This window comes from Pantoea sp. Ae19-2, assembly GCF_059801205.1.
The window spans coordinates 66,696-93,357 of the sequence record NZ_JBCHWE010000003.1 but is presented as its reverse complement, the minus strand read 5'-3'; the positions used below and the strand labels follow the sequence as shown (position 1 = coordinate 93,357).

The 26,662-nt window shown below is 55.4% G+C and carries 25 protein-coding genes and 1 riboswitch; of the genes, 10 read left to right on the top strand and 15 right to left on the bottom strand.

Annotated elements, in window-relative coordinates:
- The first annotated feature begins 43 nt into the window (after positions 1 to 43).
- Positions 44 to 913: a phosphonate ABC transporter, permease protein PhnE gene (phnE, locus tag AAIE03_RS22640; protein WP_034810028.1), complete on the top strand. Its 870-nt coding sequence runs from the start codon at positions 44 to 46 to the stop codon at positions 911 to 913.
- Positions 910 to 1,791 carry a phosphonate ABC transporter, permease protein PhnE gene (gene phnE, locus AAIE03_RS22635; RefSeq protein ID WP_008460938.1) on the top strand — a complete coding sequence of 294 codons (882 nt, stop codon included), beginning with the start codon at positions 910 to 912 and terminating at the stop codon, positions 1,789 to 1,791. The genes phnE (AAIE03_RS22640) and phnE (AAIE03_RS22635) overlap by 4 nt, the downstream gene beginning before the upstream one ends.
- A gap of 40 nt (positions 1,792 to 1,831) precedes the next feature.
- Here phnE (AAIE03_RS22635) and AAIE03_RS22630 read toward each other — a convergent pair whose 3' ends face one another.
- From AAIE03_RS22630 to AAIE03_RS22605, 6 genes are all read right to left on the bottom strand, one after another.
- Positions 1,832 to 2,494: an HAD family hydrolase gene (locus AAIE03_RS22630; RefSeq protein ID WP_336708677.1), complete on the bottom strand. Its 663-nt coding sequence runs from the start codon at positions 2,492 to 2,494 to the stop codon at positions 1,832 to 1,834.
- A gap of 116 nt (positions 2,495 to 2,610) precedes the next feature.
- Entirely contained in the window at positions 2,611 to 4,779 is a 2,169-nt protein-coding gene (locus tag AAIE03_RS22625; protein WP_336708675.1) for a YgiQ family radical SAM protein, read from the bottom strand.
- Positions 4,780 to 4,981: 202 nt separating this feature from the next.
- Complete coding sequence (ftsP, locus tag AAIE03_RS22620) at positions 4,982 to 6,394, bottom strand: cell division protein FtsP (protein WP_039297975.1); 1,413 nt, start codon at positions 6,392 to 6,394, stop codon at positions 4,982 to 4,984.
- A 62-nt stretch (positions 6,395 to 6,456) separates the two neighbouring features.
- Positions 6,457 to 7,212 carry a 1-acylglycerol-3-phosphate O-acyltransferase gene (locus AAIE03_RS22615; RefSeq protein ID WP_008460931.1) on the bottom strand — a complete coding sequence of 252 codons (756 nt, stop codon included), beginning with the start codon at positions 7,210 to 7,212 and terminating at the stop codon, positions 6,457 to 6,459.
- A 90-nt stretch (positions 7,213 to 7,302) separates the two neighbouring features.
- A complete protein-coding gene (gene parC / locus AAIE03_RS22610) occupies positions 7,303 to 9,573 on the bottom strand; it encodes a DNA topoisomerase IV subunit A (protein ID WP_336708673.1) in 2,271 nt (756 codons plus the stop codon).
- Between the two features lie 147 nt (positions 9,574 to 9,720).
- Positions 9,721 to 10,122: a YgiW/YdeI family stress tolerance OB fold protein gene (locus AAIE03_RS22605; protein ID WP_336708672.1), complete on the bottom strand. Its 402-nt coding sequence runs from the start codon at positions 10,120 to 10,122 to the stop codon at positions 9,721 to 9,723.
- 192 nt (positions 10,123 to 10,314) lie between these two features.
- On the opposite strand from AAIE03_RS22605, the gene qseB reads away from it, so the two are divergent.
- The 4 genes from qseB (at position 10,315) to AAIE03_RS22585 (ending at position 13,378) form a co-directional block, all read left to right on the top strand.
- Positions 10,315 to 10,977, top strand: a complete 663-nt coding sequence (gene qseB / locus AAIE03_RS22600) for a quorum sensing response regulator transcription factor QseB (protein WP_336708671.1) — start codon at positions 10,315 to 10,317, stop codon at positions 10,975 to 10,977.
- Positions 10,971 to 12,332: a quorum sensing histidine kinase QseC gene (gene qseC / locus AAIE03_RS22595; RefSeq protein ID WP_336708669.1), complete on the top strand. Its 1,362-nt coding sequence runs from the start codon at positions 10,971 to 10,973 to the stop codon at positions 12,330 to 12,332. The genes qseB and qseC overlap by 7 nt, the downstream gene beginning before the upstream one ends.
- 116 nt (positions 12,333 to 12,448) lie before the next feature.
- On the top strand, positions 12,449 to 13,030 hold the full coding sequence (locus AAIE03_RS22590; protein ID WP_039297985.1) for an NAD(P)H-dependent oxidoreductase: 582 nt from the start codon (positions 12,449 to 12,451) through the stop codon (positions 13,028 to 13,030).
- A 30-nt stretch (positions 13,031 to 13,060) separates the two neighbouring features.
- The gene (locus tag AAIE03_RS22585) at positions 13,061 to 13,378 is read left to right on the top strand and encodes a putative quinol monooxygenase (protein ID WP_008460925.1); all 318 of its coding nucleotides are present in this window, start codon (positions 13,061 to 13,063) and stop codon (positions 13,376 to 13,378) included.
- Between the two features lie 65 nt (positions 13,379 to 13,443).
- On the opposite strand, the gene parE is transcribed toward AAIE03_RS22585, so the two are convergent.
- The 5 genes from parE to nudF all read right to left on the bottom strand — a co-directional run bounded on the left by parE (position 13,444) and on the right by nudF (position 17,988).
- Positions 13,444 to 15,336, bottom strand: coding sequence for a DNA topoisomerase IV subunit B (gene parE / locus AAIE03_RS22580; RefSeq protein WP_008460924.1), 1,893 nt, complete (start codon positions 15,334 to 15,336; stop codon positions 13,444 to 13,446).
- A 45-nt stretch (positions 15,337 to 15,381) separates the two neighbouring features.
- Positions 15,382 to 15,957, bottom strand: a complete 576-nt coding sequence (gene yqiA, locus AAIE03_RS22575; RefSeq protein ID WP_008460923.1) for an esterase YqiA — start codon at positions 15,955 to 15,957, stop codon at positions 15,382 to 15,384.
- Positions 15,957 to 16,784 (bottom strand): 3',5'-cyclic-AMP phosphodiesterase, encoded by an 828-nt coding sequence (cpdA, locus tag AAIE03_RS22570; protein WP_336708667.1) that lies wholly within the window; start codon positions 16,782 to 16,784, stop codon positions 15,957 to 15,959. The genes yqiA and cpdA overlap by 1 nt, the downstream gene beginning before the upstream one ends.
- 143 nt (positions 16,785 to 16,927) lie before the next feature.
- Positions 16,928 to 17,353, bottom strand: a complete 426-nt coding sequence (locus tag AAIE03_RS22565) for a DUF1249 family protein (protein ID WP_008460921.1) — start codon at positions 17,351 to 17,353, stop codon at positions 16,928 to 16,930.
- Between the two features lie 2 nt (positions 17,354 to 17,355).
- Complete coding sequence (gene nudF / locus AAIE03_RS22560) at positions 17,356 to 17,988, bottom strand: ADP-ribose diphosphatase (RefSeq protein ID WP_166995184.1); 633 nt, start codon at positions 17,986 to 17,988, stop codon at positions 17,356 to 17,358.
- Between the two features lie 212 nt (positions 17,989 to 18,200).
- Here nudF and tolC point away from each other — a divergent pair, with 212 nt between their 5' ends.
- From tolC to AAIE03_RS22545, 3 genes are all read left to right on the top strand, one after another.
- Positions 18,201 to 19,685, top strand: a complete 1,485-nt coding sequence (tolC, locus tag AAIE03_RS22555; protein WP_442892295.1) for an outer membrane channel protein TolC — start codon at positions 18,201 to 18,203, stop codon at positions 19,683 to 19,685.
- 169 nt (positions 19,686 to 19,854) lie between these two features.
- Complete coding sequence (locus AAIE03_RS22550; protein ID WP_008460913.1) at positions 19,855 to 20,532, top strand: DUF1190 family protein; 678 nt, start codon at positions 19,855 to 19,857, stop codon at positions 20,530 to 20,532.
- Positions 20,533 to 20,538: 6 nt separating this feature from the next.
- Positions 20,539 to 21,699, top strand: coding sequence for a glutathionylspermidine synthase family protein (locus AAIE03_RS22545; RefSeq protein ID WP_008460911.1), 1,161 nt, complete (start codon positions 20,539 to 20,541; stop codon positions 21,697 to 21,699).
- 35 nt (positions 21,700 to 21,734) lie between these two features.
- Here the strand turns inward: AAIE03_RS22545 and ygiD are convergent, their stop codons facing one another.
- Entirely contained in the window at positions 21,735 to 22,523 is a 789-nt protein-coding gene (gene ygiD, locus AAIE03_RS22540) for a 4,5-DOPA-extradiol-dioxygenase (RefSeq protein ID WP_336708663.1), read from the bottom strand.
- A gap of 178 nt (positions 22,524 to 22,701) precedes the next feature.
- Positions 22,702 to 23,355, bottom strand: a complete 654-nt coding sequence (gene ribB, locus AAIE03_RS22535) for a 3,4-dihydroxy-2-butanone-4-phosphate synthase (RefSeq protein WP_336708661.1) — start codon at positions 23,353 to 23,355, stop codon at positions 22,702 to 22,704.
- A 94-nt stretch (positions 23,356 to 23,449) separates the two neighbouring features.
- Positions 23,450 to 23,598, bottom strand: a riboswitch (FMN riboswitch).
- A gap of 122 nt (positions 23,599 to 23,720) precedes the next feature.
- On the opposite strand from ribB, the gene ubiK reads away from it, so the two are divergent.
- Complete coding sequence (gene ubiK, locus AAIE03_RS22530) at positions 23,721 to 23,981, top strand: ubiquinone biosynthesis accessory factor UbiK (protein WP_008460905.1); 261 nt, start codon at positions 23,721 to 23,723, stop codon at positions 23,979 to 23,981.
- A 49-nt stretch (positions 23,982 to 24,030) separates the two neighbouring features.
- On the opposite strand, the gene AAIE03_RS22525 is transcribed toward ubiK, so the two are convergent.
- Together AAIE03_RS22525 and AAIE03_RS22520 are read right to left on the bottom strand one after the other, a co-directional pair.
- On the bottom strand, positions 24,031 to 25,197 hold the full coding sequence (locus AAIE03_RS22525) for an amidohydrolase (RefSeq protein ID WP_166995178.1): 1,167 nt from the start codon (positions 25,195 to 25,197) through the stop codon (positions 24,031 to 24,033).
- A gap of 15 nt (positions 25,198 to 25,212) precedes the next feature.
- Entirely contained in the window at positions 25,213 to 26,547 is a 1,335-nt protein-coding gene (locus AAIE03_RS22520; RefSeq protein WP_166995176.1) for an MFS transporter, read from the bottom strand.
- Positions 26,548 to 26,662 lie beyond the last annotated feature (115 nt).

Genomic DNA, 26,662 nt, shown 5'->3' with positions numbered 1-26,662 from the left:
GGACGGGGCAACCCGTCACCGGAAACAAACCGGATAATAAGTGATGATGTTGAATACGGAATTTGAGCGTTACTATCACCAGGTCAGAATGCGCCAGAAGCGCGACACCCTGATTTGGTCCCTGCTGCTGGTAGGCCTGTATCTTACCGCCGGTCATATCGCAGAGTTCAGCCTGACCACCATCTGGCAATCGCTGCCAAACTTCCTCGACTACATGTTCGAAACCCTGCCGACGCTGCACCTCCCGGTTCTGCTGGCCGACGTCCACACCAAAGGCTCGCTGGCCTACTGGGGATACCGCCTGCCGATTCAGCTGCCGCTGATTTGGGAAACGCTGCAGCTGGCGCTGGCGTCGACGCTGATTTCGACCTGCATTGCCGCTGTGCTGGCATTTTTGGCCGCCGGTAATACCTGGACACCGCCCGCCGTGCGCTTCGGCGTTCGTGCTTCAGTTGCCTTCCTGAGAACCATGCCGGAGCTGGCATGGGCGGTGATGTTCGTGATGGCCTTTGGTATCGGCGCTATTCCGGGGTTTCTGGCGCTGGCCCTGCACACCATTGGCAGCCTGACCAAGCTGTTTTACGAAGCCATCGAAAGCGCGTCCGACAAACCTGTGCGCGGCCTGGTGGCCTGCGGTGCCACGCCACTTCAGCGCGTGCGCTTCGCTCTGTGGCCGCAGGTGAAACCGATCTTCCTGTCCTACAGCTTTATGCGCTTTGAAATTAACTTCCGTTCCTCCACCATTCTCGGCCTCGTTGGCGCGGGCGGGATCGGCCAGGAGCTGATGACCAACATTAAACTCGACCGCTACGACCAGGTCAGCATCACGCTGCTGCTGATTATCGTGGTGGTTTCCATCCTCGATGTCCTGTCCGGCAGGCTGCGCCGCTGGGTTCTGGAGGGGAAAAAATGAGCATTTCACAGGCAACACCGGATATCGCTAAAAGCCGCGAGCAGCACCGCGAACTTTACCGGATGCAGGGACGCTATCTGCGTCACATCGGCCTGCTGGCCGCCGCCATCCTCGGCTACTACGTCTGGTTTTTCTTCACTTTCGGCATCGACTCCGGGCAAATCCTGACCGGCATCGCTCAGCTCGGGCGCTATTTCCTGCGTATGTTTGTCTGGCATGACTTTGTTAACTGGCCGTTCGCCTATTACTTCTCGCAAATCGCTATTACGCTCGCCATTGTCTTTGCCGGGACGCTAACCGCCACTGTGCTGGCGCTGCTGCTGTCGTTCTTTGCCGCCCGCAATATCATGCAGGGCCCGGTGGCAAGGGTCATTGCGCTGCTGGTGCGCCGCCTGTTCGACCTGCTGCGCGGCGTGGATATGGCAATCTGGGGGCTAATATTTGTGCGCGCCGTGGGGCTTGGCCCGCTGGCTGGCGTACTGGCAATTATCATGCAGGATACCGGCTTACTGGGCAGGCTGTATGCCGAGGGGCACGAAGCGGTAGAACGCTCTCCGAGCCGGGGATTAACCGCCGTGGGCGCGGCAGGCATTCAGAAGCACCGCTTCGGGATCTTCACCCAGTCGTTCCCGGCGTTTCTCTCCCTCAGCCTGTACCAGATTGAGTCCAACACCCGTTCAGCGGCGGTGCTGGGTTTTGTCGGCGCGGGCGGTGTCGGCCTGGTTTATGCCGAGAACATGCGGCTGTGGAACTGGGACGTGGTGATGTTTATCACCCTGATTCTGGTCTGCGTGGTAATGGCGATGGATGCTATTTCTGCCTGGCTGCGCCGCCGCTATATCACCGGGAAGCCGGTGCCGCTGTATTCTCCGCAATAACGCCTAAACGGGGCACGGTTTTCACCATGCCCCGGTTTCGCTATAAAGACCAGCTCAGCGTTTGCCAGCCGTAGCGAGCGCCCTGCGCCGCAAGCTTCTGGCAAGGATTTACCATCAGCACTTTATCGGCCTCAAGGCAGAGCGGTAGGTCGTTAATAGAGTCGGTATAAAACGTCAGTTCTCCGCTGTATTCGGGGTTCACCGTCAGCCACTCCTTCAGACGGGTAATTTTACCTGCCTGATAGCTCGGCACGCCGCTTATCACGCTGGTGTAGGCGTTATTGCCGGTCACCAGGTCGATACCGATGGCGTGTTCAATGCCCAGCCGCGGCGCAATGGCCTTCACCAGCAGGCTGACCGACGCAGAGATGATCATCATCTGCTGGCCCTGAGCGTGTAATTGCTCAATCAGGCGCTTCGCCTCCGGGTAAACCAGCGGCAGTACATCATTTTCTACGCAGCGAGCCACCAGCGTATCGATATCGGCAACTGTCATGCCGGCCAGCGGGGCCAGCGTGACGCCAACGTATTCGTGAATGTTCATTTCGCCACGCTGGTAGTCGAGCATCAGCTTGTGCTCTTTGGCCAGATAATCAGGGTCTTTGATCAGCCCTTCGCGAGAAAGGAAGCGGCTCCAGAGAGTGCTGCAATCGGCGTCAATCAGGGTGTGGTCGAGGTCAAAAACGTACAGCGGGTTAGACATGTTCATTTCTCATTTCAGCAAAGAGGCCGCCGGGCAGCTTAGCACCAGACCCGACGGGCAGGGATTCCCACTTCTCTTTGTCGCAGAAAAAAATGACAGCGGCATGAAAGCACGGGTTACTTCACATGCGGCTTCCTCTTTCCTGCTGCTGCCGGACGGCGCTGGTGCGCAAGCGGGGTATGTTTCGTCAGCGCCGGGCGGGCGTGACGAGCATGCCTGCGGGCCTCACGTATCTCTTCCAGGGTCGGGGCAGGCACCAGGCATTCACGTCTGCCGCCAATCAGGTGCTTTTTCCCCATCGCCTCCAGCACCTCACGGATCAGCGTCCAGTTAGCCGGGTCGTGATAGCGCAGCAGAGCTTTATGAAGGCGGCGCTGGCGGTCACCGCGAGGCACAACGATATCCTCGCTTTTGTAGTTCACCTTACTCAGCGGATTTTTACCCGTGTAATACATGGTGGTGGAGTTAGCCAGCGGCGACGGATAAAAGTTCTGAACCTGATCGAGGCGGAACCGATGCTGCTTCAGCCACAGCGCCAGGTTCACCATGTCCTCATCACGCGTCCCAGGGTGCGCGGAGATAAAGTATGGGATCAGATACTGCTCTTTGCCAGCCTGCTTCGAATAGGTATCGAACAGCTCTTTAAAGCGATGATAGCTGCCCATCCCCGGCTTCATCATCTTCGACAACGGCCCTTCTTCGGTATGCTCCGGGGCAATTTTGAGATAACCGCCCACGTGGTAAGTGGCCAGCTCTTTGATGTAACGCGGATCGGCAACCGCCAGATCGTAACGCACGCCGGAGGCAATCAAGATCTTCTTCACGCCCTGCAGATCGCGGGCACGGCGGTAGAGATCGATGGTCGGCTGATGGTTGGTGTCCATATGCTGGCAAATTTCCGGGTAAACGCACGACAGGCGACGGCAGGTTTGCTCCGCGCGCGGCGACTTGCAGCGCAGCATATACATATTGGCCGTTGGGCCACCGAGATCGGACACCACGCCGGTAAAGCCCGGCACGCTGTCGCGCATCGCTTCGATTTCGCTGATGATGGAATCTTCGGATCGGCTCTGAATAATGCGGCCTTCATGCTCGGTGATGGAGCAGAAAGAGCAGCCGCCGAAGCAGCCGCGCATAATGTTCACCGAGAAGCGGATCATCTCATAGGCCGGAATGCGGGCCTTGCCGTAGGAAGGATGAGGCACACGCTGGTAGGGGAGCGCGAACACGCTATCCATCTCTTCGGTAGAAAGCGGGATTGCCGGAGGGTTGATCCAGATATAGCGATCGCCGTGCTTTTGCATCAGCGCTCGGGCGCAACCGGGGTTAGTTTCATGATGCAGGATCCGCGAAGCGTGGGCATACATCACCTTATCGGCCTTCACCTTCTCAAAGGACGGCAGCAGAACATAGGTCTTTTCCCACGGCTTTGGTCGCGGCGGCTGCACGGTTACCGCTTTGGTTTCATCCGCCTTCTTGTCCTTCGGTTTATTGCCGTCGGCACAGGGGAGATCGTCCCCGTAAGGATGCGGAATGGGGTCGATTTTTCCTGGCGTATCAAGCCGGGTGGAATCGACGCCTGCCCAGCCGGGCATCGCTTCTTTGCGCATGATGGCGGTATTACGCACGTCGCAAATGTCAGCGATCCCTTCTCCGTTAGCCAGACGATGCGCCACTTCCACCAGCGGACGTTCACCATTGCCGAAGATCAGCATATCGGCTTTGGCATCAACCAAAATCGAGCGGCGCACGGTATCAGACCAGTAATCATAATGCGCGGTACGGCGCAGGCTGGCCTCGATGCCACCGAGGATCACCGGCACATCACGCCACGCTTCTTTGCAGCGCTGGGTGTAAACCAGAGAAGCACGATCGGGGCGCTTGCCTGCCACGTTATCCGGCGTGTAGGCATCGTCGTGGCGCAGCTTGCGGTCCGCCGTGTAGCGGTTAATCATCGAATCCATGTTCCCGGCGGTCACGCCAAAGAACAGGTTCGGCTTGCCGAGGCGCATAAAGTCCTGTTTAGAAGACCAGTCCGGCTGAGCAATGATACCGACACGGAAACCCTGCGCCTCTAACATACGGCCACAGATGGCCATCCCAAAGCTGGGGTGATCCACGTAGGCATCGCCGGTGACCAGAATGATGTCGCAGCTGTCCCAGCCGAGTTCGTCCATCTCCGCTCGAGACATGGGTAAAAACGGGGCCGGACCAAAACAGGCGGCCCAGTATTGAGGCCATGAAAAGAGTTCGCGTTCCGGCTGGATCAGGCTTTTGACGCTCATAATATTTCCGAAGAGATGATGTAGAAATGAACAAAAGGGCGGCGATTATACGCCTATTAGCAGTAATCTTTGAAGGGTTATTCGGTGTTTTACGCCCCTCACCCGGCCCTCTCACCAAAGGGGCGAGGGGAAAAAGACTCTGCGTAGAGTCCCATGCTATCCCTTCTCCCTTGTAGGGAGAGGGTTAGGGTGAGGGTAAAAACTAGGGTGCGGGCTGAACCAATAGCTGACCGATGGAGCCGCGATCGGCAAGCTCCAGCGTCTGGCTGGAGTAGAGGAACGGGAAATGCTCCCAGGAAGGTTGCCCAAAGTAGACCAGCAGCTCAACCTGCCCGTCTATCCACACGGTATCCTTCCAGCCGCGATCTTCCCCGAACGGCGAAGCCCCGTTGACGTTGCGCACCAGGAAACTAACGCCCTCAATGTGGAAAGACTGCGGCGTATCAGCGCGCACCGTCCAGCGTTCCCAGGTGCCCTGCTGAGTCTGAATATCAATCCGCTTCATATCCCACAGCTGGCCGTTAATGCCAGGATCGTCACCGAGGGTGATTTCACGGCTGCGCGTTGGGTTACCGCCGATAATCTCTTCCGGCAGAAGGCGCATTGGCAGCGTGTCGGTCACCAGCGGCAACAGCCCGGTAGGACGCAGCGTTAACACCAGCGTGGAAATCAAAATGCTCGAGGGCTCAAAGAAACCACGAATGCGATCCATGATCCCCGCCGCTTCACCGGCGGTAATCGAGACCTCTTTGCCTTCGGTCATGTCGATAAGAATTTCTCGCCGCTCTCCCGGGGCCAGCGACAGCTGCTTGACCGAAACGGGTGCCGGCAGGAACCCCTGATCGCTGGAAATCACCGCGATGGAGCGACCATCGCTCATTTGCAGCTGGTAGCGACGCGAGTTTGAGGCGTTCAACAAACGCAGACGCACCCAACCACGGGACACTTCCACGTACGGGCTTTGCACCCCGTTCACCAGCAGCGTATCGCCAACAAAACCGCCGCTGCCTGGCTCCTGATACTCTGGCGCACCGAAGTTGTCGAGTCGCTTGTCCTGGATGATAATCGGGAAGTCATCCACGCCGTAATGGTTAGGGATTGGCAGAGATTTGCTGACTTCATCCTCAATTAACCACATCCCCGCGAGGCCGTTGTAAACCTGCCTTGCGGTGCGATTCGGCGTGTTGGCGTGATACCACAGCGTAGCGGCTCGCTGGCGAATGGGTAAAACGGGCGCCCAGTCTACGTTCGGCGACATCATACGTGCGGCCCCGCCAATCAGCGGCCCCGGCACCTGCAGGCCAGCAATCGTCATCGCAACATTTTCCTGCAGACGGTTGCTGTAGATCATCTTCACGTCATCCCCGCTCCAGACGCGAATGGTTGGCCCCATATAGCGCCCGTTAAAGCCCCAAACGGGCGCCTTAGCGCCGCCGGTAAATGACCAGTGAGCGCGCTGCAGCGTCAGGAATAAGGGCTGGCCGCGACGAGATTCAAGCAGAGGGGGAACAGGTAAAGGCTGCTGCTGCCCTGCCGCGTTTGCCCTCAGCGGCACCGAGCCGGCACATAGCGCAACTCCGGATGCCTGAATAAACTGACGCCGACTGAGTGACATAATTGCTCCATGTAAAACTGAATAACGAAAGGCGATACAAACCGTACCGCCAAAGGCGGCATTTAACTCGCCTGATTCTTTTCAACTTTGCCGGCGGCTTCACGCGCGGCAACTTCTTGATTGAGTTCGTCGATTTTGGCCATCATCAGTTCACGACAGTCAGTGGCCAGCTTACGGACCTGATCTTTCCCATAAGCGCTGGTATCAATTGGCGGCAGCATTTCGACGATGACCAACCCGTTGTTCCAACGGTTTAGCTTAATTTTATTACTGGTATTGGAAACGCACACCGGAATAATCGGCACGCCCGCGGCAATCGCGGCATGAAACGCCCCGGTTTTAAACGGCAGCAGGCCTCGACCACGGCTGCGGGTCCCTTCCGGGAACATCCAGATAGAAACATTACGTTTGCGAATCTGCTCGACAACTTGGGAGATAGTACCGTGGGCTTTTGCCCGGTTATCCCGGTCAATCAACAGGTTGCCAGTCAGCCAGTAAAGCTGGCCAAAAAACGGGATCCACACCAGGCTTTTTTTCCCAACCGTTACCGTCGGCGGCTGCACGATACTCGAAGCCGTCACCATATCGTAGTTGTTTTGATGGTTACCGATGTAAATCGCGGTGGGATGGTTTTCTGCCCCGGCAGGTAAGCGGGTTTCAACCTTGAGACCGAATACCGGCGCCAGACGCCCGAAAAGGTGCCCAAAAGTTGCCACATGGCGCGGATTACGCGGGCTAAACAGACAATAAATTGAACCAAAGATGCATACCAGGATGCAGTAAATAACGACAATAATAAAACGTACAATCGCTAGCATAACTACCTCATGAGCCGAAGCCGTTGATAAGTATATCGGCTTTAGCGTAAAACACACCGGACGGCGGCAACGCTGCCGCCGTACCCCGGATTATTCTTCGCTGTCTCCAGCTCCAGCCCGCATTGGGGAATCGACGTCCACGCGGTCGATACGCTGCAGGCCACGCATCAGCGTCCCGCGGCGGCCTCGCTCACCGGTAATTTTCTGCAACTCTTCAGGGCGCAGCTTAATTTTACGCTTCCCGACGTGCAGCGTCAGCGTACTCTGCGGCGGCAGGATAAACAGATGTGCCAGCTTATCTTCACCTTTCGCCGCTTCGGCTGCCGGGATAGAGATAATTTTATTACCCTTGCCTTTCGACAGTTCCGGCAGGTCACTCACCGGGAACATCAGCATGCGCCCGGCGGCGGTGATCGCCAACAGCATGTCGTCTGCGCTGTGAATTTCCAGCGGAGGGAGGACGCGGGCGTTATCCGGAAGGGAAATCAGCGTTTTACCTGCGCGGTTGCGTGAAACAACGTCGTTAAAGGTACAGACGAAGCCATAGCCTGCGTCCGAAGCCATCAGCAGCTTCTGATCGTCTGCGGCCATCAGCACATAGTCAACCGTCGCACCCGGCGGTGGCGTCAGCTTACCGGTCAGAGGCTCACCCTGACCACGTGCTGACGGCAGCGTGATAGGATCCAGCGCGTAGCTTCGCCCTGTGGAGTCAATGAACGCCACCGGTTGATTGCTCTTACCTTTGGCTGAGCCAAGGTAGCTGTCACCGGCTTTATAGCTCAGGCCCGGCGCGTCAATATCGTGGCCTTTGGCGCTGCGCACCCAGCCCATTTGCGACAGCACAATCGTCACCGGTTCAGACGGCACCATGTCATGCTCGCTCATCGCCTTCGCTTCACCGCGCTCGTGCAGCGGAGAGCGACGGTCGTCCCCGTAGGTATCGGCATCCGACTGCAGCTCTTTTTTCAGCAGCGTGTTCATTTTGCGCTCTGAAGCGAGAATACCCTGCAGCTGATCGCGTTCTTTTTCCAGCTCGTTCTGCTCGCCGCGGATCTTCATCTCTTCCAGTTTGGCGAGGTGACGCAGCTTCAGCTCAAGGATCGCTTCGGCCTGCGTTTCGCTGATATCAAAACGAGACATCAGCACCGGCTTCGGCTCATCCTCGGTACGAATGATATGAATCACTTCGTCGATATTGAGGAACGCTACCAGCAAACCTTCGAGGATATGCAGGCGTTTAAGGACTTTCTCCAGACGGTAGTTCAGGCGGCGGCGCACCGTGTCACGACGGTAGACCAGCCATTCGCTGAGGATCTCCAGCAGGTTTTTCACCGCCGGGCGACCGTCCAGGCCAATCATATTCAGGTTAACGCGATAGCTTTTTTCCAAATCGGTGGTCGCGAACAGATGGTTCATTACCTGCTCAACGTCTACGCGATTGGAACGAGGCACAATCACCAGCCGGGTCGGGTTTTCATGATCCGACTCGTCGCGCAGGTCTTCAACCATTGGCAGCTTTTTCGCACGCATCTGGCTGGCAATCTGCTCCAGCACGCGAGCGCCTGACACCTGATGAGGCAGCGCGGTAATCACAACGTCGCCGTCTTCTTTGCGCCACACCGCACGCATGCGGATGGAGCCGCGCCCGTTCTGGTAGATTTTGCGAATATCTTCACGCGGCGTGATGATTTCCGCTTCGGTCGGATAATCCGGACCGTTGACGATATCCAGCAGGCTGTCCAGCGTCGTTTTTGGCTGGTCAATCAGCGTTATGGCGGCCTGAGCGACTTCGCGCAGGTTATGCGGAGGAATGTCTGTTGCCATCCCTACCGCAATGCCGGTTGTCCCGTTAAGCAGGATGTTCGGTAAACGCGCAGGCAGCATTTTTGGCTCCTGCAGCGTTCCGTCAAAGTTCGGGATGTAGTCTACCGTTCCCTGCCCGAGCTCACTGAGCAGCAGCTCCGCGTACTTCGACAGGCGGGATTCGGTATAACGCATGGCAGCAAAGGACTTAGGATCGTCCGGCGCGCCCCAGTTCCCCTGCCCGTCCACCAGCGGATAGCGGTAAGAGAACGGCTGCGCCATCAGCACCATCGCTTCATAACAGGCGCTGTCGCCGTGCGGATGGTATTTACCCAGCACATCACCCACGGTACGGGCTGACTTTTTGAATTTTGCGCTGGCGTTTAGCCCCAGCTCCGACATCGCATATACGATTCGACGCTGAACCGGCTTGAGCCCGTCGCCAATAAACGGCAGAGCGCGGTCCATGATGACGTACATGGAATAGTTGAGATACGCATTTTCCGTGAATTCGTGCAGCGCAAGACGCTCAGCACCATCATGAGTCAAATCACTCATTGCTCATTCATCCTCAAACTGACGAACCGATTGTGGCCACAATCGGCGTAATTGCCGCCGATAGTACCTTATCTGGCCTGTTGAGTCATAGCGATGAATAGCTTTATACGAAGCGGCAGCCCATATGGGCAAGCCGCATTTTCAGCGTTACTTCAGTTTGTTAATTTGCTTTACGTCGATTTCTATCGAGTTCCAGTCTTTATCCACTTTACCCTGAATTTCCACGGTGTCCTGAGGGGTGACCGTTTGGCCGTTCCAACGCTTATGGTCAATGTCTACGTTGATACTGTCGGTTGCATCGCGGAAAATATAATCTTCACCACCAATGCGCTGCTCAATTTTACCGGTCAGCGTCACCCAAGTGTCATCAGATAACGTTTTGGCCTGTTTTACCGTGGTTTTACTCCCCGTTGGGCCCACAAAGCCGCCCTGCTGTATAGGCTGAGTATGTACCGAGGCATTAGGGTCAACAAACCCCCCGGTCTGAGCAGCAAATAGAGGGGCTGAAGTTAAAGCGATAATGGCAAATAAAGCGGCTGTCTTTTTCATAATGTAATTCTCCTTTCGTTTCTTAGCCCCTAGTAAAGCGCCCAAATCTTAACGAGATCTTAACCCCTCGGCAGGAAGTGTTTTTTTATTACAAATTTGCGGTCTTTGCCGAAGGAGCAGGCTTTTCTTCTGTACACACAAAGACGACAGGTATTTACTGCTCGTCTTAACGGCAGCAACAAGGAGTGCGCCATGCGCCTGTTACTTATTGAGGATGACCCACTAATTGGTGACGGCATTAAAGCCGGATTAATCAAAATGGGGTTTGCAGTTGACTGGTTTAGCGATGGGCCAAAGGGGCAAGCCGCACTTGGCCTGGCCCCCTACGACGCCGTAGTGTTGGATCTCAGTCTCCCGGGCATGGATGGCCTGGATATTCTGCGCGCCTGGCGTAAAGAGGGGCACAGTCAGCCCGTACTAATCCTGACTGCCAGAGACTCGCTGGAAGAGCGCATTGAAGGATTACAGCTGGGTGCGGACGACTACCTTTGCAAACCATTCGCCCTGACAGAAGTGGCAGTGCGGTTGCAGGTACTCATCCGCCGGGCACACGGCCACGCGCAGCCAGAGATTACCCACGGAAATGTCGTACTTTCTCCGGAAAACCATACGGTATCTCTCAACGGCGAGCCCCTACAGCTAAAGCCTAAGGAATTCGCTTTACTCGAGTTGCTTATGCGTAATGTCGGGCGTGTTCTGCCACGTACACTGATCGAGGAAAAAATCTATAGCTGGGACGATGAAGTCTCGCGCAACGCCCTTGAAGTTCACATCCATCATCTCCGTAAAAAGCTGGGCAGCGGTTTTATTCGCACCGTACACGGCATCGGCTATACGTTAGGTGATGCATGCTAAGAACGTTGACCAAAAGCTTACGCACACGCCTGACCGTAGGCTTTATAGTGCTGACCCTTGCAGCAGCAGCCTTTGCCAGTGCCGCCGCTTGGTATGAAGCCCGTAAATCGCTCAACAAGCTCTTCGATACCCAACAACTGCTTTTTGCTAAGCGGCTAAGCGTGCTGGATTTCGATGGCGCAAACAGCGCCGAGCCACAGCTTCCTCGCAGTAAAAACATTCTGAAAAAACATCGCGGTAAGCTCGATGATGACACATTAGCCTTCGCCATTTTTACCGCTGAGGGCAGGCTTGTGCTCAATGACGGCGACAGCGGTAAAGGACTGATCTATTCATGGCATAGGGACGGATTTACTGATGGGCAACTCGATGATGATGACGATCTCTGGCGTCTGGTCTGGCTGACAACGCCTGATGGTCGTTATCGTATCGTGGTCGGTCAGGAGTGGGACTACAGGAACGATATGGCTCTGGATATCGTGTCCGCTCAGCTCACGCCCTGGTTAATAGCACTGCCGCTGATGCTGATCCTGCTGATTGGGTTAGTCAGCAGAGAGCTGGCACCGCTGCGAAAACTGGCGCAAAAACTACAGCGTCGCCCCCCCGGTGACAACAGCAGACTCGAGACTCAGCCTCTCCCGCTGGAAGTCAGGCCCCTTGTGGATGCCTTAAATCAGCTCTTTGAGCGTACAGAAGCATTTATGCAGCGTGAAAGGCGCTTTACGTCCGATGCCGCCCACGAACTCCGAACCCCGCTTGCGGCCCTGAAGGTACAGGCAGAGGTGGCTCAACTGGCGGAAGATGATGCCCAAGTCAGAGATCAAGCGCTGAACCAGCTTCATCAGGGCATTGACCGAGCCTCCCGTCTTGTTGAACAGCTGCTGACGCTTTCCCGGCTGGACTCTCTGGCTGAACTGAATGATGTCCAGGACGTGTCACTGCAGACTCTGCTTCAGGAAAGCGTGATGGAAGCCTGGCACGCGGCCCAGCGAGAGCATATTGATATCCACCTGCAGATGCCGGAAAAACCAGTAACCCAGCTCGTTCAGCCACTTCTGCTTGGGTTGATGTTGCGCAATATCATTGATAACGCCGTCCGCTACAGCCCTGCAGGCAGCGTTGTGAACGTCGTACTTAAGGAGAATGAGCTTGAGGTTACCGACAATGGACCGGGCGTGAACCCTGAATATCTTGCCTCTTTGGGGGAACGCTTCTTCCGCCCACCAGGGCAGCTAAAAACCGGCAGCGGGCTGGGGTTGTCAATCGTAAGTCGAATTGCGGCGTTGCACGGTATGCGGGCAACTTTCGGCAACGCAGAAAGCGGTGGTTTTAGGGTTCGCATCCGTTGGAACTGAGAAATTTCAGCCGGATTATTGCTCGTGCAGCAAAAGTCTTTGCACATCCTGGTCATTTTTTCACAGTAAGGTTCTCATTATAATGATTGGCAAACGTAATTATTTAAGGGCTAACAATGAGCAACATCCTGATTATCAACGGCGGTAAAAAATTCGGTCATTCCAACGGCCAGCTTAATGACACCATGACCGAAGTCGCGGAAAGCTATTTGCGCGACCTCGGGCATGATGTCCAGGTCACCCGCGCAGACAGCGAATATGACGTTAAAGCGGAAGTTGAGAAATTCCTTTGGGCAGACAGCATCATCTGGCAGATGCCGGGCTGGTGGATGGGCGCCCCGTGGACGGTCAAAAAGTACATTGACGATGTGTTCACCGAGGGCCACGGTTCGCTGTATGCCAGCGACGGCCGTACCCGTTCAGACGCCTCTAAAAAATATGGTTCCGGCGGCCTGATTCAGGGCAAAACCTACATGATGTCCCTGACCTGGAACGCACCTTTAGAAGCTTTCACCGAAAAAGATCAGTTTTTCCATGGCGTTGGCGTAGACGGTGTTTATCTTCCATTCCACAAGGCTAACCAGTTTCTGGGCATGGAAGGGCTGCCAACCTTTATCGCTAATGACGTCATCAAGGCACCTGACGTGCCACATTATGTAGCAGAATATCGCAAGCATCTGGCTGGTATTTTTGCTTAACTGTTTGCCGGATAACATAAGGAGTTAGTCATGCTGACAGTGATTGCAGAAATTCGTACACGTCCTGGGTCACACCATCGCCAGGCGGTAATTGCAGCGTTTGAGAAAATTATTCCAACCGTGCTGAAGGAAGAAGGCTGCCACGGCTACGCGCCGCTGGTCGATCATAACGCCCAGGTCGCGTTCCAGACTACCGCCCCGGACTCCATCTTCATGCTGGAAAAATGGGAAAGCGTTGCGCATCTGGAAGCCCATCTTGAGACGGCCCACATGAAAGAACATAGCGCCCGCGTGAAAGACGACGTGCTGGAAGTGCATATCCGCATTCTCGAAGAAGCCGTGAAGTAACTGGCGCCTGAGAATGCAAAAAGGGATGGCCTGAGCCATCCCTTTTACGTTTTGGAGAAAAACGTTTAGCCCTCGATATCGGCCATGTCGCCTTTTTCCTGCAGCCAGTTGCGGCGATCTTCCGAACGCTTTTTGGCCAACAGCATATCCATTGTCGCCAGCGTGCGCTGGTCGTCTTCATCGCTGATGGTCAGTTGAACCAGACGGCGCGTATTCGGATCAAGCGTGGTTTCGCGAAGCTGAAGCGGGTTCATCTCGCCCAGCCCTTTAAAGCGCTGCACGTTTGGCTTGCCTTTCTTGCGCTTAAGCTGTTCCAGCACGCCGGCTTTTTCTTCTTCATCCAACGCGTAATAAACCTCTTTACCCAGATCGATGCGGTAGAGCGGCGGCATCGCCACGTAAACGTGACCACCTTTCACCAGTGCCCGGAAGTGGCGCACAAAGAGCGCGCACAGCAGCGTGGCAATGTGCAGACCATCGGAGTCCGCATCCGCAAGGATACAGACCTTGCCATAGCGCAACTGGCTCAGATCTTCACTGTCTGGATCAATACCGATCGCCACAGAAATATCGTGCACTTCCTGCGAGGCCAGTACTTCGTCAGAAGAAACTTCCCATGTGTTCAGGATCTTCCCTTTCAGCGGCATGATCGCCTGATATTCGCGATCGCGAGCCTGTTTCGCGGAGCCGCCCGCCGAGTCCCCTTCCACCAGGAATAGTTCGGTCCGGCTTAAATCCTGCGCAGTACAGTCTGCCAGCTTACCCGGCAGCGCTGGCCCGCTGGTCAGCTTTTTACGCACAACCTTCTTCGCGGCGCGCATGCGGCGCTGAGCGCTGGAAATAGCCAGCTCTGCCAGCTGTTCTGCCGCCTGTACGTTCTGGTTCAGCCACAGGCTGAAAGCATCCTTCACTACGCCGGAGACAAAGGCCGCACACTGGCGTGAGGAGAGACGTTCTTTCGTCTGGCCAGCAAACTGAGGATCCTGCATTTTGACCGACAGCACATAGGCGCAGCGTTCCCAAATATCTTCCGCAGAGAGCTTCACGCCACGCGGCAGAATATTGCGGTATTCGCAGAACTCACGCATGGCATCGAGCAGCCCCTGACGCAGGCCGTTAACATGAGTACCGCCCTGCATGGTTGGGATCAGGTTTACGTAGCTTTCCGTCAGCAGCTCACCGCCTTCCGGCAACCAGAGCAGCGCCCAGTCAACGGCTTCGGTGTCGCCCGAAAAATTGCCGATAAACGGCGCTTCCGGGAGGGTAATCAGGCCATTTACGGCTTCGCACAGATAGTCGTTCAGGCCGTCCTGGTAGCACCAGCGCTGCTCGGTATTATTCACCTTATCGGTAAAGGTAATCTCAACCCCCGGGCACAGTACCGCTTTCGCTTTCAGCAGATGGCTGAGGCGTGAAACGGAAAAGCGCGGGCTGTCGAAGAAGCTTTCATCCGGCCAAAAATGCACGCTGGTCCCGGTATTGCGCTTCCCGCAGGTGCCAATCACCTCCAGATCCTGCACCTTCTCGCCGTTTTCAAAAGCGATGCTGTATACCTGAGCGTCGCGGCGGACGGTCACTTCAACGCGTTTGGAAAGGGCGTTAACCACAGAGATCCCTACGCCGTGGAGGCCGCCGGAGAATTGGTAGTTTTTATTCGAGAATTTACCGCCCGCATGCAGACGGCAAAGGATCAGCTCAATGGCCGGGACCTTCTCTTCGGAATGGATATCAACAGGCATCCCGCGCCCGTCATCAATGACTTCCAGCGACTGGTCGGCGTGCAGGATGACATCCACGCGCTTAGCGTGACCTGCCAGCGCCTCATCCACGCTGTTATCAATGACTTCCTGTCCTAAATGGTTAGGACGAGTGGTGTCAGTGTACATCCCCGGGCGGCGGCGAACAGGCTCAAGCCCGGTGAGTACCTCTATATCATCGGCATTATAGGATTGCGTCATGGTTTATTCATTCAGATAGCGAAACAGGAAATCGGCCGTCAGGCCTCAGCGCAAGCCGAGGAAGTCGACAATCTGTGTGAAATAATCTTCGAAGCCCGTGAAGGCATGATTGCCACCGGGTTTCACCGTCTGGCGGCAGAGCGCGTAGTAGGCTACGGCCTGGCGGTAATCAAGCACCTCATCGCCCGTTTGTTGCAGCAGCCAAATCAGGTCTGGCGCTTCCAACGGGTCAATCTGCATGACTTTCAGATCGTAAATATGGCGTGACTCTAGCACATATTGCTGCCCGGTGTAGGGGTTCTCGTTTTTACCAAGGTAACCCACAAGCAGCTCAAAAGGGCGAACCGCCGGGTTAACCACCACCGCAGGCAGCGTAAAGCACTGCGAAAGCCAGGTCGCGTAATAACCGCCGAGGGAAGACCCCACAATGCCCAGTGGCTCTCCTCCACGTTTGAGCACCAGCGACTCTAGCAGCTCGGAAGCCTCTGCCGGATAAGGCGGTAACTGAGGCACAATCATCTCAATTTCAGGATGATGCTGAGCCAACCACGCCTTAAAACGGGTCGCTTTTGCGGAGGCCGGAGAGCTATTAAACCCGTGCAGATACAGTAACGCAGGCATTAATAACCCTCAGAAGCCGTATCAGGGCTGAATTTACCGCTTTGCAGACGGCAAACTTCCGTCGTCAGGCTGCCGTCAGGATAAAGATCGAGCCAGCGCCACCCCGGCTCAATGGTGTCGAGCGTGAAATTGGCGCAGTGAGGTTTGAACTGGACGCATGTCGAAGGCGTGGCCAGCATTCTGCGACCGTTCCAGTCGAGATCCAGTTCCTGATGAATGTGCCCACAAAGCAGCGTTTTCACCTGCGGCCAGGGCTTAAGCACGGCATCCAGTGCGGCAGCATTGCGCAGGCTGTGCTGATCCAGCCAGCTACAACCCGCAGGAAGAGGATGATGATGCAGCAAAAGTAGGGTGTGGCGCTCTGGAGCCGCAGCCAGCTGACGCTCAAGCCATTCCAGCTGATAGTCGCTCAGTTCACCGTGGGGAACGCCAAAGACCTGGCTGTCCAGCAGCAAGATTTGCCAGCGATCGCCGATATAAACGCGCTTGGCCGGAGAAATACCCGCTTCCTGCAGAGCGTTAAACATTGCAGGCTGAAAATCGTGGTTACCCGGCAGCCAAACGCAAGGCGCAGAAATGCTGGAGACTCCTTCAGCAAAATGCTGATAAGCCTCCACGCTGTGATCCTGGGCCAAATCCCCGGTTGCCACCAGTAAGTCGCAGGCACGCTGTTCGGCCAGAATAGCGGTCAAGACCGCCTGATAGCTCTTCCAGGTATTAATCCCGAGCAGCGTTTCGTTCTTTCCAGCGAACAAATGGGTATCGGTTATTTGCAATATCCTGATTCGGCCTCCATCGGCCACAGGAAGGGTTAACAGGCTTTCCAAATGGTGTCCTTAGGTTTCACGCACTCACTACCCACCACACTTAAGCTGCTGATATCCAGGCGGCAGCTCGATTCATTCAGGGTATCAATATCATCCATTTATTCAGGGCGTTGTGCCGTTAACCGTCCTCAACCCTAAAAAAACTAGGTATACACAGGCACGGCCATTGCTCCATGCGCTAAACAGTAGCGCAGCCAATCAGCAAGAAACTGGTTAATTTGATGCTTTTCGTCGCGTTGATGCAACTTTTTATTCGGATAATCATATCGCGCTTTGAAGCGAAAGATCTGCTGGCTTGAACACACTTCCGCGACCATCGCGTCGTGATACAGCCTGACCGACATTGACGGCAGGCTCCAGTAACTCACCGAGGGGTGCGTTTGTTCTATTTCCACCAGGGTGGTATAACGTGTTGATTCTGAAATAGTTAATCGATATCTGGCGCTATTAACCTGATAGGTTACCGTTTCGCCCGCCGCATCATTTTTCGGCAGCAGGCGGCGCAGCTGCGCGAAGTTGGTTTCGCACAAACGCATCATTTCGGGGAAGTCAGGGGTATAGCGCTTCATAATCAGTGATTCCACTCTTTTCTTAGTTGCTCATAATGCAGCTGCAGCCATTGCAAAGCGATGACCGTTGCCGCGTTGTCGATGCTCCCCTCTTCGACACACTGGTAAGCCTGCTCCCGGCTCACCACATGAACACGAATATCTTCGTTTTCTTCCACCAGGCCATGAATACCTTTGGCCTGAGTGGCATCCACTTCGCCGACTAAAATAGACAACCTTTCGCTGGTGCCGCCGGGGCTGGCTAAATAGCTCAGAACCGGTTTGGTTCGGCCCACAGCAAGGCCAGCTTCTTCTACGGCTTCACGACGCGCAACATCTTCTACGCTTTCGCCCTCTTCAATCATGCCGGCGATCATTTCTAACAGCCATGGGGTTTCGCTGGTGTCCCAGGCGGCGATACGAATCTGCTCTATCAGCACGACTTCATCACGCACAGGGTCATAGGGTAGCAGTACCGCAGCGTGACCGCGTTCAAAAATTTCGCGCCTGACTTCGCCACTCATTTCGCCGTTGAATAAACGATGACGAAAACGATAAAGATCGAGTGAAAAAAAGCCACGATAAAGCGTTTCCCGTGCAATAATTTCTACATCCTTTTTGGCGAAAGTAGCCGCTAGCTTTTCTGACTTGTTCATAGATGATGTCCTGATGACAAATGGGCGCTGGCCGGGCGATTTCAACCCTGCGTAACTGCCCTTTCAATTTTGATGTGGTAGATTGGTGAAAATTAAGGTAGATGGCACTTTACGCCAACCTGCCCGGCTGACGGAATCTGTAGAATCGGCGATCATCTTTGACTCCTGTCGGCGTTAAACAAAATAATTCTGCTTCACAACAAGGAATGCAAATGAAGAAACTGCTCCCCATTCTTATCGGTCTGAGCCTAACGGGTTTCAGCGCCATGAGCCAGGCAGAAAACCTGCTGCAGGTTTATCAACAGGCGCGCACCAGCAACCCGGACCTGCGTAAATCCGCTGCTGACCGTGACGCCGCATTCGAAAAAATTAATGAAGCACGCAGCCCATTACTGCCACAGCTGGGCCTGGGTGCAGATTACACCTACGGTAACGGTTTCCGCGACTCTAACGGTATTAACTCCAACACGACCAGCGCAACGTTACAGCTGACGCAAACCATTTTTGATATGTCGAAATGGCGCGCACTGAGCCTGCAGGAAAAAACCGCAGGGATTCAGGACGTCAGCTTCCAGACCGATCAGCAGTCTCTGATCCTGAACACGGCCACAGCCTATTTCAACGTGCTGAGCGCCATTGACGCGCTTTCCTATACTGAAGCGCAGAAACAGGCCATTTACCGCCAGTTGGATCAAACGACTCAGCGCTTTAACGTAGGCCTGGTCGCCATCACTGACGTGCAGAACGCCCGCGCGCAGTACGACACCGTGCTGGCGAACGAAGTCACCGCCCGTAATAACCTGGACAACGCGGTGGAATCACTGCGTCAGGTCACCGGGAACGACTATCTGAGCCTGGCTTCTCTGAACGTAGACGGTTTCAAAACCACCAAGCCAGATGCGGTCAACAACCTGCTAAAAGATGCTGAAAAACGCAACCTTAGCCTGCTTCAGGCTCGTCTGAGCCAGGATCTGGCGCGCGAACAAATTCGCCTGGCTGAAGATGGTCATCTGCCGACGCTGAGCCTGAACGCATCCAGCGGCGTCACTAACAGCAGCTACAATGGTTCTAAAACTTCCGGCAATTCTCAGTATGACAACAGCTATAAAGGGCAGAACCAGGTTGGCCTGAGCTTCTCCCTGCCGCTGTACCAGGGTGGCCAGGTTAACTCTCAGGTTAAACAGGCTCAGTACAACTTTGTGGGTGCCAGCGAGCAGCTGGAAAGCGCGCACCGCAGCGTGGTACAGACCGTGCGTTCCTCCTTCAACAACGTGAATGCCTCTATCAGCACCATCAACGCTTATAAACAGGCCGTGGTGTCTGCGCAAAGCTCCCTTGATGCGATGGAAGCCGGTTACTCGGTGGGTACCCGTACTATCGTTGACGTGCTGGATGCGACCACCACGCTGTATAACGCCAAACAGCAACTCTCCAGCGCTCGTTATAACTACCTGATTAACCAGCTGAATATTAAATCAGCGTTGGGTACGTTGAACGAGCAAGATCTGATTGCGCTGAACAATACGCTGGGCAAACCGGTTTCAACCTCTGCGGACAGCGTTGCGCCGGAAAACCCAGAGCAGGATGCCCGCGCTGACGGTTACAACACCGCGCCAGCGACGGCTTCCACTAAGGCAACTCATGCCACTCCGGCTGCGGCCACCAGCGGGAAAAAAGCGAACCCATTCGCTAATTAATCGCCGGAATGCCAACGAAAGGGGCGTATTTTTACGCCCCTTTTTTTCTGTCTCGCGTTTGAACGTAAGGCAACGTAAAGATCTCCTGCCAACAGGCCAACATCGCTTCAATTTCAACCGCTCATCCCCTATCCTTAGCACCAAACCTACTGGGCTCAGGACTGATTAAATGAAACGGACAAAAAATATAAATCATTCATCGTTCCGCAAAAGCTGGAACGCACGCCATTTAACGCCGGTGGCGTTGGCGGTCACCGCCGTCTTTATGCTGGCCGGCTGTGAACAAAGCGACGAAACCGTCTCAATGTACCAAAACGCGGACGACTGCTCGCAGGCAAACCCGAGCAAAAGCGCGGAATGTACCACCGCCTATAATAACGCTCTGAAAGAAGCCGAGCGCACGGCACCGAAGTACGCTTCCCGTGAAGCCTGCGTGGCCGAGTTTGGCGAAGGCCAGTGCCAGCCAGCCCCTGCTCAGGCAAGCCTTGCCGGCGAAAGCCAGGCTCAGGCTCAACCGCAGCAAAGCGGCAGCTTCTGGATGCCGCTGATGGCGGGCTACATGATGGGCCGTCTGATGGGCGGCGGCGCGGGCTTTGCGCAGCAGCCGCTGTTTACCTCAAAAAACCCGGCCAGCCCGGCTTACGGCAAGTACGCCGATGCCAGCGGTAAAAGCTACGGCGCGGCCACCCCTGGCCGGACGACAACCGTTCCGAAAAGCGCGATGGCACCAAAACCTGCGACCACCTCAACGGTGACTCGTGGCGGCTTTGGTGAGTCAGTGGCCAAGCAATCCACCATGCAGCGCAGCAGCGCCACCTCCGGCAGCAGCCGTTCGATGGGCGGCTGATAAATCATGGAAAGAGTTTCTCTCGTTGAACGCCCGGACTGGCGCGAAAAAGCCACGGAATACGGCTTCAATTTTCACACCATGTACGGGGAGCCGTACTGGTGTGAAGACGCCTATTACAAGCTCACGCTGGCTCAGGTTGAACGCCTGGAAGAGGTCACCGCCGAGCTGCATCAAATGTGTCTGCAGGTTGTGGAAAAAGTGGTGGCCAGCGACGAGCTAATGGCCCGTTTCCGCATTCCGAAACACACCTGGGAATTTGTTCGCCAGTCATGGCGCAGCCAGCAGCCCTCCCTTTATTCCCGCCTGGATCTGGCGTGGGATGGCGTGGGTGAACCCAAGCTGCTGGAAAACAATGCCGATACGCCAACGTCGCTGTATGAAGCGGCTTTCTTCCAGTGGATCTGGCTTGAAGATCAGGTGGCTGCGGGCAATCTGCCCGAAGGCGCAGACCAGTTCAACAGCCTGCAGGAAAAGCTGATCGAACGTTTCGCCGAACTCAAGCAGCAGCATGGTTTCAATCTACTGCACTTTGCCTGCTGTCAGGACACGGTAGAAGATCGCGGCACCGTGCAGTATCTGCAGGACTGCGCCGCCGAATCTGACGTCGCCAGTGAGTTCCTGTTTATCGAGGAAATTGGCCTCGGCGAAAAAGGTCAGTTTACCGATCTGCAGGATCAGGTTATCAGTAACCTGTTCAAGCTCTACCCTTGGGAATTCATGCTCCGCGAGATGTTCTCCACCAAGCTGGAAGATGCCGGCGTGCGCTGGCTGGAGCCAGCCTGGAAAAGCATTATCTCCAACAAAGCCCTGCTGCCGATGCTGTGGGAGATGTTCCCGGGCCACCCTAACCTGCTGCCGGCTTATTTCGCCGAGGACAACTTCCCGCCGATGGAAAAATACGTCGTGAAGCCAATCTTCTCCCGCGAAGGCGCCAACGTGAAGATCATCGAGAATGGCCAGGAGATCGCGCGCGTTGACGGGCCGTACGGCGAAGAAGGCATGATCGTCCAGCAGTTCTATCCGCTACCAAAATTCGGCGACAGCTATACGCTGATTGGCAGCTGGCTTATTAACGATCAGCCTGCAGGGATCGGGATTCGTGAGGATCGCGAGCTTATTACGCAGGATCTTTCCCGTTTCTATCCACATATCTTTGTGGAATAGAGCATTAAAAAAGCGCCCATTGGGCGCTTTTCTGTTTATCCTACCACAACCGACAGCATACTCAGCGATCCCATCTCTATGCCGTCGACCGGAATCGTCACCGGCTCTTTGCCGTCCCACGCGCCCAGGACATAAAGCAGCGGCAGGAAATGCTCCGCCGTCGGGTTAGACAGTGAACCGCCTTCATGACTTAGATAGTTCACCAGCGGATGCTCCTCCGCAAGCCCCTTCCAGGTCAGGTTGGCTTTAACATAGTCGTTAAACGACTCAGCCCAGGGGTAAGGTGTATTTTCACCGTGCCAGCGCGCAGTTCTCAGGTTATGCACCACGTTACCGCTCGCCACCAGCATAATGCCCTGGTCACGTAGCGTGGCCAGTTTGCGGCCAGTCTCCAGATGCCAGGCTGCCGGCTTCGTGCTGTCAATGCTCAGCTGCACCATCGGGATATCCGCGTTAGGGTACATCTTGATCAGCACTCCCCACGAGCCGTGGTCAAAGCCCCATGCCTCTTTATCTAACGCCACCGGCGTTGGTGCCAATAATTCAACCAGCTGCTGCGCCAGCTCAGGCGAGCCAGGTGCCGGGTAATGCGTGTCATACAGCGCCTGAGGAAAACCACCAAAGTCGTGAATCGTCTTCGGTGCTTCCATCGCGGTCACGCCCGTTCCACGGGTGAACCAGTGGGCCGACACCACCACAATCGCTTTTGGCCGCGGCAGCGTTTCGCCGAGCTGAGCCCAGGCGCGGGTATAGCGGTTATCTTCCAGCACGTTCATCGGGCTACCGTGGCCAAGGAACAGCGCGGGCATACGTGGGCTTGTCATGATGGTGTCCTTAAATGGCTAAGATTCAATACACACAGATTACGCCCAATTTTTGTGGGAAGAACTCAGATAAGCATGATGATGATCATCAGAAATTTTGAACAGGTCTGAAAAGACGAAAACAGCGAGGCGGGCGTGAAGAACAAAAGCCCGATCGTGCTGACCGGGCTTTACTTTTTTAGCTGGCTTTACGCGCTTGCGCCTGGCGATATTCCACCAAATCTTCGATGGTCACAACCGCCATATTATGTTTGCGTGCAAACTCGATGCACTCCGGCGCACGCGCCATGGTGCCGTCGTCGTTGGTCAGTTCACACAGCACACCCGCAGGTTTGAAACCGGCCAGGGAAACGAGGTCGATAGTGGCTTCGGTGTGGCCGCCGCGAGTTAACACGCCGCCCGGCTGCGCACGCAGCGGGAAAACGTGACCAGGGCGGTGCAGGTCGCTCGGCTTAGCGCCGTCGGCAATAGCTGCACGAACGGTGGTCAGACGGTCGGCTGCGGAAACGCCGGTTGTCACGCCGTGAGCGGCTTCGATGGTCACGGTAAACCCGGTGCCGAAAGCGCTGGTGTTGTTTTCGACCATCATAGGCAGATCGAGCTGTGTACGGCGTTCGTCGGTCAGGCACAGGCAAACAATGCCGCTCCCGTGGCGAATGGTCAGCGCCATTTGCTCCACGGTCATGGTTTCAGCCGGGAAGATCATATCGCCTTCGTTCTCACGATTTTCATCGTCGAGAACCATGGCGCCACGGCCTTCGCGAAGCGCATCAAGAGCACGCTCAACGCGCTCAGTCGGGGTGCCAAATGCAGAAAGTAGCGTCTGATTCATGGTAATAAAAACCTCATTAATATTATGGTTACCAGAATCAGGGCAGTCTTAGGAGCTAAAAAAATAACGCGGGCAGGCCAGGGCCTGACGTGATCGTTACTCTCTCCCATCCGGACTTTAACCGTCGGCCCCGGAATTACACCGGATCTGCTGACCTTCAGGCAAAGCCTGAAGCGCTCGCGGGCTTTCAGCGTTCGCTGATTTACCGCCGGTGGGGAGTTTCGCCCCGCCCTGAGAATAAGCAGGTTCACTATAGCGCTAATCATTTTTGTGGGCAACGATTACACAGGCAACATTTCCAGTTTATCCCCTGGCAATCAGGCATTACAATTAGCCCTATTACTCGCCAGATAATGGAAGCCGCTATGATTGACCCGAAAAAAATTGAACAAATCGCCCGCCAGGTCCATGAGTCAATGCCGAAAGGGATTCGTGAGTTCGGGGATGATGTGGAGAAGAAAGTACGCCAGATCCTGCAGTCTCAGTTAACCCGCCTTGACCTTGTGAGCCGCGAGGAGTTTGACGTGCAAACTCAGGTCCTGCTGCGCACCCGCGAAAAACTGGCTCTGCTGGAGCAGCGACTGACCGAACTGGAAAACCGCGAAGCCCCGAAAGACGCCGAGTAACGCTCCGCCCCCTGACGCTCCCGCAAAGGAAAGCGTCAGGGGGAAATTCTCAGCGTAAAAATGCCTCACTCAACCGAACCCAATATGTAGCCCCCACCGAAATACAGGCATCGTTAAACTGATACAGAGGATGATGCACTGAATAGTCGTCTTTCCCCGTCGCCGTACCCAGCCAGAGATAACACCCCGGCACCTCTTCCAGCATAAAAGAGAAATCCTCGCTGCCCATCATGCTCTTCACGTGCTGAGGATCCGCGACGTTATCCGCGCCGAACGTATCCCGGGCAACCTGAAGCGCGAATGCCGTCTGTGCTTCGTTATTTATCGTCACCGGATAGCCAAAATCCACCTCTATACAGGCCTTCAGGCCAAAACTTTCCGCCTGAGCGTGGACGAGGGTTTCAACCCGTTGTTTGAGCGCCTCACGAACCTCTTTTTTAAAGGCACGCATGTTCAGCTTCAGCACGGCTGTGTGCGGAATAATGTTGTGTGTTGTGCCGCTCTGCAGGCTGCCCACGGTCACCACCGCCGCATCCTGCGGGTCGATATTGCGAGAGACAATAGTTTGCAGCGCCATCACAATAGAGGCTCCGGCAATCGTAGGATCGATACAGTGCTCCGGCATCGAGCCATGCCCACCTTTACCTTCCAGCGTGATGGTCAGGCTGTCAGAAGAGGCCATTAGCGCCCCCGGCTTCGTCACCCACTGACCGGCGGGGATCAGGGGGAAATTATGCAGCCCAAACACCGCGTCGCACGGGAACAGCCTGAACAGACCGTCGTCGATCATCCGCTTAGCACCGCCGATCTTTTCTTCCGAGGGCTGAAAGATCAGATGCAGCGTCCCGTTAAAAGGCTTCTTCTCCGCCAGGTAGCGAGCCGCAGAAAGCAGAATGGCGCAGTGGCCGTCATGCCCGCAGGCATGCATCTTACCTTCCACCTGGCTTGCCCAGGGCAGCCCGGTTTGCTCTTGCATCGGCAGCGCGTCCATATCGGCGCGGATCCCCAATCTTTTACTGCCGCTTCCCACTTTTAGTGTCCCAACCACCCCGGTGCCGCCTAACCCGCGATGTACTTCATAACCCCAGCCGGTCAGCAGTTCAGCAATACGATCGCTGGTGCGGAACTCTTCAAACCCCAGTTCCGGGTTTTGGTGGAAATCACGCCGAAGGGCGATCATCTCTTCTTCACGATCCAGAATCTCTTTAATCAACATAGGTAGCTCCTTGTATTAAGCGTCAGGTTGCGTTTTCCGTTCCCGCCAGACAAGCAGCGCCGCCAGCGAAACGAAAGAGCAAAAAATCAGATACCAGGCCGGCGTCATCGGCTGACCCGTCGCTTTAAGCAACCAGGTCACGTTAAATTGCGCAAAGCCGCCAAATAGGGTGACGCCAACGGCATACACAATGCTGATGCCCGAGGCCCGAACCGTTTTCGGAAATGCTTCGAGCAGCAGCAGGAACAGCACCACCGTGCACACATTCGCCAGCACCTGATCGACAGCGATTAACGCAATAGTGATCCACAGCGGCATACCGTTCAAAATCGACGCGAAGATTGGCCAAACCAACAAGAGTGAAACGGCAAAGCAGAACGTCATGATCGGCTTACGTCTGGGCAGCCTGTCCGCCAACTTTCCTGCGAAAAAAGGGATCAGGAGCGTCATCAGCGCCGCCGTCAGGCTTATCCAATAGGAGGTCGCCGCCGGCATGTGCAGCGTGTTCACCATGTATGCAGGCATGTAATAAATGATGATGTAGAACGTTGTCGTGCCTTTCATTATCAGCAAAATGCCCAACAGCAGAGCCCGACGATGCTCCCGCCAGAGGATTTTGGCCGAGTTCTCCTTTTGGGGAGTCGCTTCAGTATGATGCGTTTCCGGCAAATGGCGCCGGATGTACATCCCAATGGGCATGATCGCCAGACCCAGAATAAAGGGCACGCGCCAGCCCCAATCGTACAGGGCCTCTTCGCTGAGGTAGTGGCTCAATCCTGCTCCCATTGCCGCCCCAAAAAGTGCCGCGCCGCCCTGGCTGGTCATCTGCCAGCTCACGCGCTGCCCGCGCCGGGATTTATCTCCGGCCTCCATCAGCCAGCTGGTTGCCGCGCCGATTTCGCCCCCGGCGGAAAAACCTTGCAGCAGGCGGCCAGCAATCAACACGATGGGCCCCAGTATTCCGACCTGGCTGTAAGTCGGCGCAAACGCCACCAGCATCACGCCAAGGGCCATCAGTCCGAGGATCAACGTCATCCCGGAACGGCGGCCATGCTTATCCGCATAGTTACCCAGCACCAGGCTGCCCAATGGGCGCATCACAAAACCGACGCCAAAGGTCGCTACCGCCAGCAGCAGCGAAACATAGTCATTACTGGAGGGAAAAAAAAGGTGGCCAATGATCACTGAAAAGAAGCTATAAACCGCAAAATCATAGATTTCTAATCCGTTACCCAATGTTACCGCCACCAGAGACTTAGCGCTGGTTCGCTCTTCCAGAGGACGGCTTTGAGGCGGCATCGCGGCGATCAACCCGCTAGCCGCTGAGGCAATACTTGCAGATGATTTCATGCTCACTTCCTTCTCATTATTTTTTGCATGTCGGGCTGTGACTTCTGAGGGTGATTCGACTATCTGCATAAAAAAAGAACATCGCAAACATAAAAATTAGTTATGGCTTTGGTTA

Bases quoted from the DNA above. Each gene is read 5' to 3' on its own strand.
- AAIE03_RS22550 (WP_008460913.1), top strand. From the start codon at position 19,855: ATGAAACGGACAAAAAATATAAATCATTCATCGTTCCGCAAAAGCTGG.
- AAIE03_RS22615 (WP_008460931.1), bottom strand. From the start codon at position 7,212: ATGCTAGCGATTGTACGTTTTATTATTGTCGTTATTTACTGCATCCTG.
- qseB (WP_336708671.1), top strand. From the start codon at position 10,315: ATGCGCCTGTTACTTATTGAGGATGACCCACTAATTGGTGACGGCATT.
- AAIE03_RS22525 (WP_166995178.1), bottom strand. From the start codon at position 25,197: ATGTTGATTAAAGAGATTCTGGATCGTGAAGAAGAGATGATCGCCCTT.
- ygiD (WP_336708663.1), bottom strand. From the start codon at position 22,523: ATGACAAGCCCACGTATGCCCGCGCTGTTCCTTGGCCACGGTAGCCCG.
- AAIE03_RS22590 (WP_039297985.1), top strand. From the start codon at position 12,449: ATGAGCAACATCCTGATTATCAACGGCGGTAAAAAATTCGGTCATTCC.
- phnE (WP_008460938.1), top strand. From the start codon at position 910: ATGAGCATTTCACAGGCAACACCGGATATCGCTAAAAGCCGCGAGCAG.
- AAIE03_RS22585 (WP_008460925.1), top strand. From the start codon at position 13,061: ATGCTGACAGTGATTGCAGAAATTCGTACACGTCCTGGGTCACACCAT.
- tolC (WP_442892295.1), top strand. From the start codon at position 18,201: ATGAAGAAACTGCTCCCCATTCTTATCGGTCTGAGCCTAACGGGTTTC.
- nudF (WP_166995184.1), bottom strand. From the start codon at position 17,988: ATGAACAAGTCAGAAAAGCTAGCGGCTACTTTCGCCAAAAAGGATGTA.
- AAIE03_RS22565 (WP_008460921.1), bottom strand. From the start codon at position 17,353: ATGAAGCGCTATACCCCTGACTTCCCCGAAATGATGCGTTTGTGCGAA.
- ftsP (WP_039297975.1), bottom strand. From the start codon at position 6,394: ATGTCACTCAGTCGGCGTCAGTTTATTCAGGCATCCGGAGTTGCGCTA.
- yqiA (WP_008460923.1), bottom strand. From the start codon at position 15,957: ATGCCTGCGTTACTGTATCTGCACGGGTTTAATAGCTCTCCGGCCTCC.
- parC (WP_336708673.1), bottom strand. From the start codon at position 9,573: ATGAGTGATTTGACTCATGATGGTGCTGAGCGTCTTGCGCTGCACGAA.
- ubiK (WP_008460905.1), top strand. From the start codon at position 23,721: ATGATTGACCCGAAAAAAATTGAACAAATCGCCCGCCAGGTCCATGAG.
- AAIE03_RS22625 (WP_336708675.1), bottom strand. From the start codon at position 4,779: ATGAGCGTCAAAAGCCTGATCCAGCCGGAACGCGAACTCTTTTCATGG.
- AAIE03_RS22545 (WP_008460911.1), top strand. From the start codon at position 20,539: ATGGAAAGAGTTTCTCTCGTTGAACGCCCGGACTGGCGCGAAAAAGCC.
- qseC (WP_336708669.1), top strand. From the start codon at position 10,971: ATGCTAAGAACGTTGACCAAAAGCTTACGCACACGCCTGACCGTAGGC.
- parE (WP_008460924.1), bottom strand. From the start codon at position 15,336: ATGACGCAATCCTATAATGCCGATGATATAGAGGTACTCACCGGGCTT.
- AAIE03_RS22520 (WP_166995176.1), bottom strand. From the start codon at position 26,547: ATGAAATCATCTGCAAGTATTGCCTCAGCGGCTAGCGGGTTGATCGCC.
- AAIE03_RS22605 (WP_336708672.1), bottom strand. From the start codon at position 10,122: ATGAAAAAGACAGCCGCTTTATTTGCCATTATCGCTTTAACTTCAGCC.
- phnE (WP_034810028.1), top strand. From the start codon at position 44: ATGATGTTGAATACGGAATTTGAGCGTTACTATCACCAGGTCAGAATG.
- AAIE03_RS22630 (WP_336708677.1), bottom strand. From the start codon at position 2,494: ATGTCTAACCCGCTGTACGTTTTTGACCTCGACCACACCCTGATTGAC.
- ribB (WP_336708661.1), bottom strand. From the start codon at position 23,355: ATGAATCAGACGCTACTTTCTGCATTTGGCACCCCGACTGAGCGCGTT.